Annotated in this window: 12 protein-coding genes; 8 read left to right on the top strand and 4 right to left on the bottom strand. The window is 45.2% G+C overall.

The window, feature by feature from the left end:
• Window positions 1-8 precede the first annotated feature (8 nt).
• From cobN to C7I86_RS04240, 5 genes are all read left to right on the top strand, one after another.
• A complete protein-coding gene (gene cobN, locus C7I86_RS04220) occupies window positions 9-3,287 on the top strand; it encodes a cobaltochelatase subunit CobN (RefSeq protein ID WP_010872023.1) in 3,279 nt (1,092 codons plus the stop codon).
• 91 nt (window positions 3,288-3,378) lie between these two features.
• Window positions 3,379-5,913 carry a PAS domain S-box protein gene (locus tag C7I86_RS04225; RefSeq protein ID WP_010872024.1) on the top strand — a complete coding sequence of 845 codons (2,535 nt, stop codon included), beginning with the start codon at window positions 3,379-3,381 and terminating at the stop codon, window positions 5,911-5,913.
• A gap of 48 nt (window positions 5,914-5,961) precedes the next feature.
• The gene (locus C7I86_RS04230) at window positions 5,962-6,687 is read left to right on the top strand and encodes a response regulator transcription factor (protein WP_010872025.1); all 726 of its coding nucleotides are present in this window, start codon (window positions 5,962-5,964) and stop codon (window positions 6,685-6,687) included.
• Between the two features lie 534 nt (window positions 6,688-7,221).
• The gene (locus tag C7I86_RS04235) at window positions 7,222-8,340 is read left to right on the top strand and encodes a response regulator (protein ID WP_010872026.1); all 1,119 of its coding nucleotides are present in this window, start codon (window positions 7,222-7,224) and stop codon (window positions 8,338-8,340) included.
• Window positions 8,341-8,411: 71 nt separating this feature from the next.
• Entirely contained in the window at window positions 8,412-9,080 is a 669-nt protein-coding gene (locus C7I86_RS04240) for a hypothetical protein (protein ID WP_010872027.1), read from the top strand.
• Window positions 9,081-9,172: 92 nt separating this feature from the next.
• On the opposite strand, the gene aroQ is transcribed toward C7I86_RS04240, so the two are convergent.
• Both aroQ and C7I86_RS18895 read right to left on the bottom strand, forming a co-directional pair.
• On the bottom strand, window positions 9,173-9,631 hold the full coding sequence (aroQ, locus tag C7I86_RS04245; protein WP_010872028.1) for a type II 3-dehydroquinate dehydratase: 459 nt from the start codon (window positions 9,629-9,631) through the stop codon (window positions 9,173-9,175).
• Between the two features lie 20 nt (window positions 9,632-9,651).
• The gene (locus tag C7I86_RS18895; protein ID WP_020861548.1) at window positions 9,652-9,789 is read right to left on the bottom strand and encodes a hypothetical protein; all 138 of its coding nucleotides are present in this window, start codon (window positions 9,787-9,789) and stop codon (window positions 9,652-9,654) included.
• 350 nt (window positions 9,790-10,139) lie between these two features.
• Between C7I86_RS18895 and mgtE the strand changes: the two genes are divergently transcribed.
• Window positions 10,140-11,531 carry a magnesium transporter gene (gene mgtE, locus C7I86_RS04250; protein ID WP_010872029.1) on the top strand — a complete coding sequence of 464 codons (1,392 nt, stop codon included), beginning with the start codon at window positions 10,140-10,142 and terminating at the stop codon, window positions 11,529-11,531.
• Window positions 11,532-11,599: 68 nt separating this feature from the next.
• Here mgtE and C7I86_RS04255 read toward each other — a convergent pair whose 3' ends face one another.
• Window positions 11,600-12,787 carry a glycosyltransferase family 4 protein gene (locus C7I86_RS04255; protein WP_041425932.1) on the bottom strand — a complete coding sequence of 396 codons (1,188 nt, stop codon included), beginning with the start codon at window positions 12,785-12,787 and terminating at the stop codon, window positions 11,600-11,602.
• A 287-nt stretch (window positions 12,788-13,074) separates the two neighbouring features.
• On the opposite strand from C7I86_RS04255, the gene C7I86_RS04260 reads away from it, so the two are divergent.
• Window positions 13,075-13,851 (top strand): DUF1868 domain-containing protein, encoded by a 777-nt coding sequence (locus tag C7I86_RS04260; RefSeq protein WP_020861549.1) that lies wholly within the window; start codon window positions 13,075-13,077, stop codon window positions 13,849-13,851.
• 163 nt (window positions 13,852-14,014) lie between these two features.
• Complete coding sequence (locus C7I86_RS04265) at window positions 14,015-14,338, top strand: hypothetical protein (protein ID WP_010872032.1); 324 nt, start codon at window positions 14,015-14,017, stop codon at window positions 14,336-14,338.
• A 39-nt stretch (window positions 14,339-14,377) separates the two neighbouring features.
• Here the strand turns inward: C7I86_RS04265 and C7I86_RS04270 are convergent, their stop codons facing one another.
• Window positions 14,378-14,986 (bottom strand): triacylglycerol lipase, encoded by a 609-nt coding sequence (locus C7I86_RS04270; RefSeq protein ID WP_010872033.1) that lies wholly within the window; start codon window positions 14,984-14,986, stop codon window positions 14,378-14,380.
• Window positions 14,987-14,988 lie beyond the last annotated feature (2 nt).

Below are 14,988 nucleotides of genomic sequence, written 5' to 3' on the forward strand. Positions count from 1 at the left end.
TACGTTTGATGCCTCAATTTAAAGCTATTACGACTATTGCAATTATTTTTTATCGTTCCCATTATTTGTCTGGCAATACAACTCCCATTGATGCTCTTTGTCAAGCTTTAGAAAAACATAATTTAAATCCCCTTGCTATCTATGTGTCTTCCCTGCGGGAGCCTGACGTACAAGCAGAAATTTTAGCTATTCTAGAAAATTTGGACCAGCCCTTGGGAGCTATTTTAAACACCACTAGTTTTTCCCTCGCCAAGTTACAAAGACAGATCGGCAATCTGGAAATGATTCCCCTCTGGCAAAAACTAAATGTCCCGGTGCTCCAGGTAATTCTTAGTGGTGGCGATCGCCAACAATGGCAGGAAGGGTTGCGGGGACTGAACCCACGGGACTTAGCCATGAATGTGGCTTTGCCGGAAGTGGACGGCAGAATTATCACCAGGGCAATTTCTTTCAAAGCGATGGCAGCCCGTCATCCCCAACTGGAAACGGAGGTGGCAATTTATGAGCCTGTGCTGGATCGAGTTGAGTGGATAGCAGAACTAACTAAAAATATCATTAATTGCGCTCAAACTGAAATTTTCCAACGGAAAATTGCTCTAATTTTAGCCAATTACCCTAACAAAGATGGTCGTTTGGCTAATGGGGTGGGGTTGGATACCCCAGCTAGTTGTCTACAAATTTTAGAAGCTTTAAAAATTGCTGGTTATCATCTTTCCGCCATTCCTAAAGACACTGAAACTTTAATTAAACAATTAACCCAAGGGGTAACCAATGACCAGGAATTAGCCCAATATCGAACCGTTAATCAAACCATTGTCACAGAGAAAGTATGGCAATTTTTTTACAGTTTGCCCCAGTCTGTACAACAGGCAATGACAGAGCGGTGGCAAGTTAGGGAGAATTGGGATAATTTACCGGATCAATTTGCCATTAGCGGCATCCAATTTGGCAATATTTTCGTTGGTATTCAACCGGCTAGGGGCTATGATTTTGATCCTAGTTTGAATTACCATGCGCCGGATTTAGAACCCACCCTTCATTACCTTGCTTTTTATCTTTGGTTACGCCAGGAATTTTCTGCCCAGGCAATAATTCATCTAGGTAAACATGGCAATTTGGAATGGTTACCGGGCAAAAGTGTTGTTTTATCTGACCATTGCCATCCAGAGATTGCCCTAGGCCCATTACCTAATTTTTATCCCTTTATTGTCAATGATCCAGGGGAAGGAACCCAAGCTAAACGCCGTAGTCAGGCTTGTATTATTGATCATTTAACCCCTCCTTTAACCAGGGCAGAATTGTATGGCGACTTGGAAAAATTAGAGGCTTTAATTGATGAATATTATGAAGCCCAAGCCTTGGATCCAACTCGTGTTAAAACCATTGGCGATCGCCTCCGTAAATTATTGGCAACCAGCAATTTACAAACTGATTTAGGTTTAACCCCTCCGGCCCTGAAGGATTTACAACCCTTGTTAACTTCGGCGGATAGTTATCTGTGTGAACTAAAGGAGGCCCAAATTCGGGACGGCCTACATATTTTAGGTCAAACTCCCACAGGAGAGCAGTTGCGGGATTTGGCGATTAGTATTGCCCGATCGCCATCCTATCAAAGACTTGGTTTAACCCAGGCGATCGCCTTTGATTTAGAACTAGAATTTGATCCGGTTTTGGACGATCCTAATGAACCATGGCAATTGTCGTCAACCATGCAGATGAAGTTGCAACAATGGGAATTAACCCAATTTATTGAATTATTTAATTCCTGTCGGATAGGGGGACAGGTTATTGAAATTTTAGAAGAAATTGCCAAGCAGTTAGTGGGAAGTCTACTTGAAATAGTAATTGTCGATCAAAAAGTCAATTTATTCTTTCAAAAGCCCGACAGTAAAACTAAATCTAATCTTGATTATATCGAGCAAACTCTTTTACCAATGCTACAACAAACTCCCCAGGAAATCACTAATTTACTCCGGGGTTTAAATGGGGAATATATTGCCAGTGGGCCGGCGGGGGCACCTAGTCGTGGTCGCCCTGATGTACTGCCAACGGGACGGAATTTCTATGCGGTGGATATCCGGGCCATTCCCACAGAAACGGCTTGGGACATTGGCCGTCGAGCCGCTGAAACCCTGATTGAAAGGTACACCCAAGACCACGGAGAATATCCCCAAACTTTAGCTATTTCTATTTGGGGCACTTCCACCATGCGTACTGGCGGGGATGACATTGCCCAGGTTCTGGCCCTATTGGGAGTACAACCAGTGTGGGATAGCCCTTCCCGTCGCATTGTTGATTTTGAAATTTTGCCCACCACTGTACTAAAACGTCCCCGGGTGGATGTGACCATCAGAATTTCTGGATTTTTTCGGGATAGTTTCCCCAACTTGGTGGAATTTCTCCACCAGGCGATCGCCGCTGTTAGTCAATTGGATGAACCGGCAAATTTGAATCCTTTAGCAGAAAAAGTTAAGCAAGAAACCGAGCAATGGCAACAATTAGGTTTAGCAACGGAAGAAGCTGTAACTAAAGCAACCTATCGTATTTTTGGCTCTAAACCAGGGGCCTATGGTGCTGGCTTACAAGGATTAATTGAAGCGCAAAATTGGCAAGATGATAGTGACTTAGCCCGAGCCTATCTTAATTGGAGTTGCTATGCCTACGATCGCCAGGGCGTTGGCCACAATCAACCGGAAGTATTTGCCCAGCGCCTGCAAAATTTACAAATTGTTTTACATAACCAAGACAATCGAGAACATGACTTGCTCGACTCCGATGATTATTATCAGTTTCAGGGGGGATTAACAGCGGCGGTGCGGTCATTAACTGGGAAAAATCCCACCGTTTATTTTGGTGATAATTCTAATCCTGCCCAACCAAAAGTGAAGTTATTGACCCAAGAAATTGCCAAGGTTTATCGTTCTCGGGTGGTAAATCCTAAATGGATCGCTGGGGTAATGCGCCATGGCTATAAGGGGGCGTTTGAAATGGCCGCCACGTTAGATTATCTCTTTGCCTACGATGCCACTGCCCATTGTGTGGAGGATTTTATGTATACGGGAATAGCTCAGGCATACCTACTGGATGAAGAAGTGCAGAAATTTGTGCAACAGCACAATCCTTGGGCGTTAAGGGACATGGCGGAAAGATTATTGGAAGCAGAGCAAAGACAACTCTGGAGCAATGTTGACCCCCAACTACTAGATCAACTGCGGGCGATCGCCCATGGTGCGGAAGAAATTTTGGAAAATAGTCAAATTTACCCTAGACAAGAAAAGCTGAAATAAATTAGTTAGATATTGAATGGTGTAAATAGTCACCATTGTTTAGTATTTGATCAGCCTAATCTGCTCAAGTAATTTAACTAAAGGTACGTCCATGGCAATCACCGCATTTACCCTGGGGGATTTTTTCCAAGCCAACAGCTATATACCCCACGGCCATTGCTACCTTTGGCAAACTCCCCTGGTCTGGCTCCACGTCAGCGCTGATTTTTTCACGGCGATCGCCTACTACTCTATTCCCTTAACTCTGCTCTACTTTTTGCGGAAGCGCCAAGATATTCCTTTTCCTAATATTATTTTCCTGTTTAGTACTTTTATTTTATGCTGTGGCACCAGTCACTTTTTTGACATTATCACCCTTTGGTACCCTATTTATTGGATATCCGGTACAGTCAAAGCCTCCATGGCGATCGTCTCTATTATCACTGTGTTTGAATTAATTCAAATTGTACCCAATGCCCTAAATTTAAAATCCCCCACGGAATTAGCTACCCTCAATCTGGCTCTAAATCAAGAAATTAAAGAAAGGCAAACAGCGGAAATAGCATTGCAGGAGTTAAACAATAATCTTGAAAAAAGAGTGGAAGACCGCACTACCCAATTAGCAAAAATAAATCAACAATTAGAACAGGAAATTGAAGATAAAACCCGGGCAAAAGAAGATCTAGAAAAAAATAAAGATCAATTGGCGCAATTGGCTGCTATTGTCGAATCTTCCCAGGACGCAATTATTAGTAAAACCCTAGATGGTAACATCACCAGTTGGAACGAGTCTGCGGAAAGATTATTTGGCTACACAGCAGAAGAAATGATTGGAAGTCATATCACCAAACTTATTCCTGAGGAATTAATCTTGGAAGAAGACCTTATTGCTGAATGCATCCGCCAAGGTCAGAGAATTAACACCTACGAAACTCAAAGACAGCGTAAAGATGGTACTAAAATTGATGTTGCCCTGACCATTTCTCCCATTCGAGATGAACACAAAAATGTAGTGGGAGCCTCCAAAATTGTTAGGGATATTACCGCCAGATTGGATGTGGAAAATGCCCTACGGGAAAGTCAATATTTTATTGAAAAATTAGCTAATTATTCTCCCCAGATTCTTTATATTTTAGACCCCATTGCTTGGAAAAATATTTATGTCAATTATCAATCCTTCGAAATCCTAGGCTACACTCCAGAAGAATTTAAAAATGGGGGAACGGAGCTGTTGTTAAATATTGTGCATCCCGATGACATCCCAACCCTTTACGAAAATAAGAATTTTTGGCAAAAGTCCCAGGAAGGCCAAGTGTTGACCACTGAATATCGAATGCGCCACAAAAATGGTTCTTGGCGGTGGCTACGTTCTCGGGAAGTGGTTTTTGCTAGGGATGATTATGGGCAAGTTACTAAGGTTTTGGGCACAGCCCAGGATATTAGTGATAGCAAAGAACAGGAACAAAGACTTTATGAGCAAGGCCGCCGCGAATCATTATTAAGGGAAATTACCCAGCGTATCCGTCAGTCTTTAGATCTGCCAACTATTTTTAACACAGTAGTGCAGGAAATTCGTCAGTTTTTGGAAGCAGATCGGGTAGTTATTTTTCAGTTTTCACCCGACTCTGACTTTTCCGTTGGTAATATTGTGGCAGAGTCGGTATTGGCTCCATTTAAGCCAATCATTAATAGTGCAATTGAAGAAACTTGTTTTAGTAATAACTATGCCCAAAGGTATCAGCAGGGCAGAATTCAGGTCATTGAGGATATTCACCAGTCCCATCTTAGGCAATGCCACATTGACTTTCTTGCCAGGCTACAGGTCAGGGCAAACCTAGTGCTACCACTAATTAATGATGCCATTTTGTGGGGCTTATTGTGTATTCATCAATGTGACAGTTCTAGAGTTTGGGAACAAACAGAAATTGATCTGCTCAAGCAGATCACTAATCAGTTTGAAATTGCCATCCAACAGGCTACTTTGTACGAGCAGGCTCAACAAGAATTGGCTTCTAAAAATCAGCTTTTTGTACAATTAACCAACGAATTAGAGCAAAAAAAAGTATTGCTTAAGGAAATTCATCATCGAGTTAAAAACAATTTGCAAATTATGTCTAGTTTACTTTATTTGCAATTTAGTAAGGCTTCTCCAGCCATCCAGCAATTGAGTGAGGAATACCAGAATCGCATTCAATCCATGGCATTGATTCATGAGCAGTTATATCGTAGTGAAGACTTAGCTAATATTGATTTTAGTCAATATCTTAAAAATTTGACTCACAATATCTGCCAAAGTTACGGCTGTAATACTGATAGTATTAAAATTAAATTGTTGGTTGAACAAGTTAAAGTTCCTTTAGAGCAGTCCATTCCTTTGGGATTAATTATTCAGGAATTAGTTTCCAATGCTTTAAAACATGCTTTCCCAACGACGGAAGGGGAAATTTCGATTAAATTCACTTCAATGAACAGTCACTATAGTTTACAGGTGTGGGATAACGGAGTTGGAATTTCCAGGGATATAGATTTGGAAAATACAGATAGTTTGGGCATGCAACTTATCTACAGCCTAACTGAACAACTCCAGGGAGAATTGCACTATGAATATGTCGGTGGCGCTCAATTTGGGTTGGAATTTTCACTTTAGCTAGCTCCATCAAAAATCAACGAAAATCAACATTATTTGACTGCAACCATGGTAACCAAAATACTGATTGTAGAGGATGAAAGGCTAGTGGCCCAACACATTGCCCAATTATTAAAAAGTGATGGCTATGAAATTTGTGTGATCGCCAGTGATGGAGCAACGGCGCTGAAAAAAATTGCTGAGTTTTATCCAGATCTAGTTTTACTAGATATTCGTATTAAAGGAGAGATCGACGGGATAGAGGTGGCGGAACGGATAAAATCTCTTTACTCCATCCCCATTGTTTATCTCACAGCTTTTTCTGATGGGGAAACCCTGGAGCGGGCCCAGAAAACCAATCCCCAGGGCTATGTGATTAAGCCTTTTCGGCGGGAACAACTATTATCCACCGTGGCGATCGCCATAGCCAATCATCAACAGCAACGAAAACCTGAGGAAGATACCCTCTCCACGTCAACGGGCCATTATCGCCTGCAACCGACTTTGGACTATATCGAAGAGCATCTCGACCAAGGAATTACCGTTGAATTTCTGGCCGGGGCGATCGGCATGAGCACAGCCTACTTTTGTCGCTTTTTCCAAAAGGAAATGGGATGTTCCCCCTATCAATTTATTATCCAACAACGGGTTGAGCGGGCCAAAGCCATACTACTGGAAAGAGAATTGTCCATTAGCGAAGTAGCTTTGAGATGCGGCTTCAGTTCCCACAGTCAACTTAACCACCATTTTCGTAATCTCTTGGGCATTACCCCGAAAGAATATCGTAGTCGCTAGCAGTTTCCAAGCAAGATCCGGGCGAAAAAATAAAATCGATGTCAAAAATCAACTAGTTTGTCAAAAATCGACCAGGACAGGGTTGGGAATTTTTCCTAGGATGGGACTGTGCTGGTGAGCGACGGGCTGCGAATGCCATTGGCTCAAATCCCAACCTTGCCAAGGATTAGACCTACTCCTACCCGCTTATTTTTAGGCAAGTTCTTGCAGGTTTGAATCCTAACCGACATTTTTGCTTCTAGGCCTTGGATAGCGAGAGTTACCCTTGGCCACCAAACCTTGGCTAAGTCGATGCCTTTTGGTACCCCAACTAGCAGCAAACACCAGTCATCTTCCTTGAATCCTTCTCTGGTCAGTCCTACGGGTCACTGTTTGGAGCAATGCCTGGGGCATTGAGCATTTCCTCCCATGTCAATCACAACTGACAGTTAAAACAAGGGAATTACTCGGCCCTAGGTCTCCTTATCCCACTGACAACAGCATTAACCGAACACTGTTAAAGTTTATCTTTCCAAACATGCAAAGGAGTTTCCCATGACTGCTGTGATCACCCGCCAAATTCCTGGCCAATTCCTGCAAACCTTAATTAAGGAAAAAGCTACCGGGAGACTAACGGTATCCAATCCCCTCGATGAGTTGGTCACCTGGCAGGTCTATCTTGGCAAAGGGAAAATCAATTTTGCCAACAGTGGTGTAGGGGGAATGCAAAGAGTCAGATATCTCCTGGGTAATTACCTGAACGAAAATAAAATTAGCCTGCCTTCCCAAATCTCAGATGACTATAAATATATCTGTGATCTTTGGAAACAAGAACTGATTTCTTTTCAGCAAACTCGCTCAATTTTAACCCAGTTTACCCAGGAAGCATTGGTGCACTTTTTGTCTATTCCTATGACCCAATGTCACTTTGAGCAAGAAGATAGCATTAAAGACCTATTTCTGAATTTAGAATTAGCTAAAACCACCCAATCGGTGGAACATAAAATTAGATATTGGGGAGAGTTATATCCCCAGATCAATTCACCTTTCCAGCGTCCCTTGGTGGAGGATTGGCAGGAAGTGAAAACGATGCTGAATTTGAGCTATCGCCGCAGTGAACAGTGGTGTGAGCATTTATTGGAAGGCTTGGGAAACTTGTCTTGTTTGTATGAGCTGGCCCGAAAAACTAACAGCAGTGTTTTAGAGTTGGCTTTGTTATTTTATCCACGGGTTAAATCGGGAGAAATCAAAATGTTGCCCTATCAAGAAATTTCAGTTGACGATGCCAACTTCCCCGTGGTGATTTCCGTCAACAATCGTCCTTCTGTACAGAAAATTGTGCGAGAAATTTTAGGTCAGCGGGGTTTTAAAGTGGTTTGCATTGACGATCCCTGCCACGCTTTGGCGGCCGCCATCAGCCATAATCCCCAATTGATTCTAATTGACGCTGAGATGCCGGAGATCAGTGGTTATGAGCTTTGCCGTTTGTTGCGAAAATCTTCTGCTGTGAGGGAAACTCCCATTATTTTACTCAACCAAAATGACGGGGTAATGGAGCAAATTCAAGGGCGGTTAGCGAAAGCCTCCGGACAGATCAATAAACAGTTTTTATCCCAGGAATTACTGCAAGTCAGAAAAAACTATTTAGATTCTGTCCCTGTTCTTTGTCCCTAGAGGGAACTTTGTAATCTGTGGTAGATTTTATTGTGATTGAGTGATTCCAAATTTGTCTGGGGCCTGTTGCTGTGGTCTTAAACCGTTTAGCGTTGGCTTGCCTGTGGTTGGCATTGGTAATTTTTGCCTTTGGTTTTGCTCCCCCCAGCAATCCCCAAACTTTAGTTTTGATAAAATCCCTTTCCCTGGGGCAGTGGCAGGACATTAACCCGGTGATTATTGCCCTGTTTAATCTGATGGGTATTTGGCCCATGACCTATGCCGCTATGCTATTAGGCGATCGCCAAGGAAGAAAATTTCCTGCTTGGCCCTTTGTGGCGGGGTCGTTCTTTTTGGGAGCCTTTGCCCTACTGCCCTATTTGGTTTTCTGGCCACCGACGGCACCAACTGATCCCGCACCATCGAACTTGGGATCATCAAAACTGACTAAATTCTGGCGCTCTCCCTGGTTAGGGCGAGTTTTATTCCTGTTGGCGATCGCCTGTGTATCCGGTGCTGTGTTTAGGGGGGATTGGGCTGATTATGGACAACAATTGCAAACAAACCAATTCATCGCCGTGATGAGCAGTGATTTTCTCTGCTTGACCCTGGCTTTTCCGCTGGTATTAGCCCAGGAATTGAAGCATCAAAAAGCTTCTCCCTCTTTGCTTCTCGTTTTGGGCAGTACAGTTCCGCTATTTGGCGCTTTAGCTTATTTAAGTATCCGTCCCAATTTTGTAGTCAAAGACCAAATATCCTAAGACCTTGTTCATTGCCTCTGGTCGAGCATTTTGGGAGAAAAAACGCTAAACCTACCGGATTTAGTGAATATTTGTAGGTATTAAAACGGGCTTTAACTATCAGCCTGACCGTTGAGATAATCCACCAAAGCCCTCAATCCCAAACGATAACTATTCAACCCAAAGCCACAAATTTGTCCGATCGCCACTGGGGCAATGTGGGAAATATGCCGAAATGATTCCCGCTTATGGATATTACTTAAATGCACTTCCACACAGGGTAGTTGCACAGCTGCTAAAGCATCTCGCAGGGCAATACTAGTGTGAGTATAGGCCGCCGCATTAAAAACAATGCCGTGGTAATTTCCTAGGGCTCCATGGATGGCGGTGACCAATTGCCCTTCACTATTGGATTGGAAAGTACTCACCTCTGCCTCTAAATCGACGCCATCTTCCCGCAGGCAGGCGTCAATTTCCCCTAGGGTTAGGGATCCATAAATACCCGGTTCCCGCTGGCCCAGCAAATTCAAATTGGGACCGTGGAGCACCAATACTTTCCACACCGTTGTCATACTAAACCAAACAGCCCTGATTAACGACGGGAACGGCGATCGTTAACGGGAATGGGAATTAGTTCTGGCTCCGGTTCCCCCTGGGGGCCGAGCAAACCCTCAATCAGCTTCTGGGCCAGTTCTCTGAGTTTATCGAGCAGTTTTTCTAAATAGTCCATTACCAAGGACGACTCCTGTGATGATGTCTAACCGAACCCGGACGGAATAACTAAAACTGAATCTGTTCAATAAAGTCACAGTCTAACGTGATAGCCACAACCGTTGGGACAAACCCCCCGGCAGTGATTCCAGTTCAAACCTTATTCGGCCAAGGCTCAGAATGTATGAGGGGGCTAGGGAAATTTATTTTTAGCCCATGGGAACAGCCTAACACAATTTTTTCGGACAGAGATCCACCGATTTTGGGCCAATCCCAACGATAAAGCACCGATTTTTCCCTTCTGGAAGTGGTTGGAACAGCATAGGGATACCGTATATTGGGGGGTGTCGTTTCGCCCCGGAGGTTGCCATGACAGAGGTCACTACGACTGTTCGACTAAATCCCGACCGAGAGGAGCTACAAAAATTAGTGCGGGCCCAGATTGAAACTCTGCTAGAAACCTCCCAATTCGATGCCGCTAAAACCATTCTCACCCCTGTGCAACCGGCGGATATTGCTGATGTGATCGAGTCTCTGCCCAGTCGTTTACAGGTGCTAGCCTTTCGTTTACTTTCCAAAAATGAGGCGATCGATGTTTATGAGCATTTAGCTCCACCAGTGCAGGAATCCCTGCTAGAAGATTTTAAGCATCCTGAAGTACTGGAAATTTTTAACCAAATGTCCCCCGATGACCGGGTCAGGCTATTGGACGAACTTCCGGCCAAGGTGGTGCGGCAACTATTCAAACACCTCAGCAACGAAGAACGCAAAGCTACTTCCCTACTGTTGGGCTATAAACCGGAAACCGCTGGCCGGATTATGACCACGGAATATGTTTCCCTCAAGGAAGATTACACCGCCAGCCAAGCCCTAGACCACATCCGCCACATTGCCACCAGCTTTGAAACTATTTACGTCCTCTACGTTACCAACGAATCCCGACGCCTAACGGGAACTCTTTCCCTGCGTAATTTGGTTATGGCCAAGCCGGAGGAATATATCGGACAAATTATGGTGCCTGATGTGGTATCCGTCCACACCAACACAGACCAGGAAGAAGTGGCCCGCACCATTCAGCACTACGATTTTTTGGCGGTGCCCGTGGTGGATTCAGAACAAAGATTGGTGGGCATTGTCACTGTGGACGATGTGATCGACATTTTGGAGGAAGAAGCCACGGAAGATATTTATACCGCTGGAGGAGTGCAGTCCCAAGGAGATGACTATTTCAAAAGTAGTTTGATGACAGTGGCCCGTAAGCGGGTGGTGTGGTTATTTATTCTTTTAGTCACCAATACCCTCACCAGTCAGGTGATTCACTCCCAGGAAGATGTGCTACAAAAAACCATTGCTTTGGCTGCCTTCATACCTTTGTTAATCGATGCGGGGGGCAATGTGGGGGCCCAGTCTTCCACTGTGGTGATCCGGGGTTTGAATACGGAGGATGTGCGGCTCACCCAAGTGTTACCGGTCATTGCTAGGGAAGGGGGAGCCGGAGCTTTATTGGGTTTAATGCTGGGCATTGTGGTGACGGTGTGGGCCTATTTTCTCCAAGGAGATTGGCTGGTGGCCATCACGGTGGGTAGTAGCCTGTTCATTATTTCCCTGTTGGCGGCTTTTGCTGGAGGGGGTTTACCGTTTTTGTTTAAGTCGATGAAGTTGGACCCAGCTTTGATGTCGGCCCCTTTTATCACCACGGCGGTGGATGTGTTGGGGGTGGCCATTTATTTGCTCATTGCCCGCTCTTTATTGGGAATTTGATGGGGGCTTTGGCTCCACAACCTGGGACAAGGGACGTTGAAAGCCTTTTACTATTTTCCTACTACTTTCTACCACTCCACCGTTTGTCTTTCCTCCACCACCCTTTCGTAAATAGCGGCGGTTTCTTTTGCCAACTTAGACCAATTAAAGCGGATGCCCAAATCTTTGTAGGCTGCTTCCACCAGCTGTTTGGCCAGGGATGGATTAGAAAGAATTTCCAAAATGCCGTGGGCTAGGGAATCGGGATTATTGGTTTGGGTGACAATGCCTGTGCTATGGTGACGTACCACCTCCGCTAGTCCACCAGTATTAGATACTACTACGGGTACCCGGGCAGCAAAACTTTCCAGGGCGACAATGCCAAAGGGTTCGTACAAACTGGGAAAAACGGCACAGTCGGCAATGGTTTGGAATTTGTCTAAATCTTCGTCGGACATGAAGCCGGTGAAAAAACAGTGTTCCCAAATTCCCAGGTTCCATGCTAATTGCTTCAGGCGATCAGTGTTGCCTCCGCCAATAATGACAAATTTCACTTGATCATTGAGGGCTTCCAGTACCTGGGGGGCAGCGGTTAACAGAACGGAAATTCCTTTTTCATAGGTCATGCGACCAACGTAGTAAACGATTTTTTCTCCATCTTCGGCAAATTTGCGGCGAAAATTACGGTAATCAAAGTCTGGACGACGGTGCTTTTTTTCCGGACGAATGCCGTTATAGATAACGTCAATTTTGTCCCAGGGGGTGCCAAAGGCTCTTTCCAGTTCATGGCGCATGTAGTTGCTGCAAACAATTACCCGCCAACCGTTGTAGATTAAAATTCCTTCTTTGCCGGCAATGTAGCGTTGAGTATCGTTGTAAAGACCGTTATAGCGGCCGTATTCCGTGGCGTGGATAGTCACCACCAGGGGAATTTTACCGTGGTGCTTAAGGTTAATGGCCACATCTCCCACCAGCCAATCGTGGGCGTGGATAACATCAAATTTTTTCTGTTCCTGGAATAGGGCTTGCCCTCTCTGTTCCATGGCACGGTTCATGTTATCTACCCATTGGAAAAAGTCATTGCTGGGGGGCACTGGCACTCGGTAAATGTGGATGCCATCGACCATTTCCTGGGACGGACTTTCCTCTGTGGCCACGGTAATTAAATGGATCTCATAGCCCTGTTGAACTAATTCTGGGTAGAGTTCTGCCACATGGCGAGCAATGCCGCCGACAATGCGGGGGGGAAATTCCCAAGCTAGCACCAAGATTTTCATGGCTGTGACCAATTTTTGTGAGTGCATGGAGGGAAAGTCGGGGCTATTGGTGTCGTGGGCACTCTAAAACATTATGCGCAATCGTGGCGTGGCCACACGGCCAAATTCGTTTCGGAGGTTAGTTAATTTTGCTGGAGTTCTGGCTTTCGAGTTGCAGTCAATTGCCAATGTTTGCCCAACTGAGGGAATGAAGAACCGGCTAAAGATTGGTGCTAAATGTCCGGAGACTCCACCCAAACAGTAAACTTGCCATAGGAACTTTTTCAATCTGTGTCAGGGAGGCGAGTGTGGACGATACTTACCAAGGCTATATCAATCGGGTGGCGCCCCAAACCTTGGCGATCGCCTACGAGCAACAATTGATTAATGCTCAAGGTTCTCCCAAGTTTGACCAAGGACAGCCGGTGCCTTTTCCCGGTTTCAGTGTGGTAACTCCTATTGCCGCTGATGATCCCACTAACCAGAGCTTTTATGGCCATCTGACTACTGTACAGGGCCAGGTGGGAGAAATTTTGGGGGAGAGTTTTGTGGCGGTGCCCCCGGAAAGCTTGCACCTCACCGTAGCAGACTTGATTTGGGATGGCCCCTACCAGGCCCTACGTCGTCATAATCCTGACTTTGAAAAACAACTTTGTAACTGTTTGCAACATTCCTTTGCGGATCACCAACATCAGTCGGGGCCATACTCCGGCTGCCAATGGCAGGTCCTGGGATTGTTGGTTTTACCCCGTTCCTTGGGGGTGGTTTTGGTGCCCCAACGGGAAGCGGATTATGAACCGATACTTAAGGTACGACGGGCCATTTTCCAAAATCCCACCCTGATTGGTTTAGGCATTGAGCAACAGTACCGTTACACGGCCCACATCACCCTTGGTTACTTCGACCCGGCGATCGAGAAGTTGGCAGATTCGATCGGAGTTAGTGAACAGTTGGCTGCTGTCAATGACCGCTGGATTGGCCATGACCCAGAGATTTTAGATATTCATAGCATTGAGCTGCGCTATTTCAGCGATATGACCCAATTTACTCGCCAGGACTACTATCCCGTTTTGAGGGCTAGCTAGGCCCATTGCCGCCAGGGGATTCTCTCATTAATACACAAATTTTTGTCCGTAAACATTACAGTGTACAGGGCCAATTTCTGGCTTGTGCATAGGTTACGGCTGGAATTTTTGGGTTTAGATGGGAAAAGAGATATTTTGTTAATCTGCGGAAGTATTTACCAAGATGTTTAAATTCCTTGCCAATAATTATTCACAATCTTTGGGGTTAACTGCTTGCCTGGGGCTATTCACCTACTTGGCGATCGCCGTTCCAGTGGAAGCCCAGGGGCAAAATAGTTTTGAAAATTACCGTCAGCAATGCCTGCGTCGGGTGGAACAGGCTGGCATTAAGGGGGCGGCGGCTCAGGAAATGTGCAACTGCACAATTAATAAGTTCAAGCAAAAATATTCCCTGGCAGAATTTACCAAGCTTGTGCAACAGTCGGAAACCAACCAGGCGATCGCCAGACAATTGGCGGAAGTAGGGGAAGAGTGTTTGTACGAATAGGATCACCCCAAACTGAAGACTAATCCCTTTCCAATCCACTCAGGGCAACGGTTTAGCCAAAGCCGAAGCCACCTCTGCCAAACAACGGGCATCCGACACCATCCAGGCATGGACCAGCACAGGCAAAATAATTTCTTGTCCAATTTCTAAATGGGAACTACTGGGGGGCAGAATCATCAAGTCGAAGGGGGTCCAAATCACCGTCACCTGGAGTCCCGCTAATAACTGACAACAATCTCGGTTTAAATCCCTCAAAAAGTCACTCTGCCAGGCCATTTCCCTCACTCCTTGGTGGGGCAAACTATAACCCAGGAGAGTACCTTGGTTGGGGGCTGAAATGGTGATGTAGCGCCTAACCCGTTCCCCCCCCCCCAGTCGTTGTAAATAATAACGGGTTACTAACCCTCCCATACTAAAACCAATTAAATCCACTGGTTGCTGGGGCGCAAATTTTTGATCAATATATTGCTTCACTTGCTCCGCCAACAATGCTAGGGAAGTACTGCCATCGTTGGGCACTAGGTCTAAACAATGAACTGACCAGCCGCCCTTGGTCAAAAAATCCACCATGGTGGCAAATTTAGCCCTGGTGTCGTAAATGCCATGGACTAACACAACAGGATGACGGTCCGGAAATTCTGCTACCACTA

The organism is Synechocystis sp. IPPAS B-1465 (assembly GCF_003015225.1).
In the GTDB taxonomy this organism is placed as follows: domain Bacteria; phylum Cyanobacteriota; class Cyanobacteriia; order Cyanobacteriales; family Microcystaceae; genus Synechocystis.

Coding starts and splice junctions, on each gene's coding strand:
- cobN (WP_010872023.1), top strand. CDS start 9: ATGCCTCAATTTAAAGCTATTACGACTATTGCAATTATTTTTTATCGT.
- C7I86_RS04225 (WP_010872024.1), top strand. CDS start 3,379: ATGGCAATCACCGCATTTACCCTGGGGGATTTTTTCCAAGCCAACAGC.
- C7I86_RS04230 (WP_010872025.1), top strand. CDS start 5,962: ATGGTAACCAAAATACTGATTGTAGAGGATGAAAGGCTAGTGGCCCAA.
- C7I86_RS04235 (WP_010872026.1), top strand. CDS start 7,222: ATGACTGCTGTGATCACCCGCCAAATTCCTGGCCAATTCCTGCAAACC.
- aroQ (WP_010872028.1), bottom strand. CDS start 9,631: ATGACAACGGTGTGGAAAGTATTGGTGCTCCACGGTCCCAATTTGAAT.
- C7I86_RS18895 (WP_020861548.1), bottom strand. CDS start 9,789: ATGGACTATTTAGAAAAACTGCTCGATAAACTCAGAGAACTGGCCCAG.
- mgtE (WP_010872029.1), top strand. CDS start 10,140: ATGACAGAGGTCACTACGACTGTTCGACTAAATCCCGACCGAGAGGAG.
- C7I86_RS04255 (WP_041425932.1), bottom strand. CDS start 12,787: ATGAAAATCTTGGTGCTAGCTTGGGAATTTCCCCCCCGCATTGTCGGC.
- C7I86_RS04265 (WP_010872032.1), top strand. CDS start 14,015: ATGTTTAAATTCCTTGCCAATAATTATTCACAATCTTTGGGGTTAACT.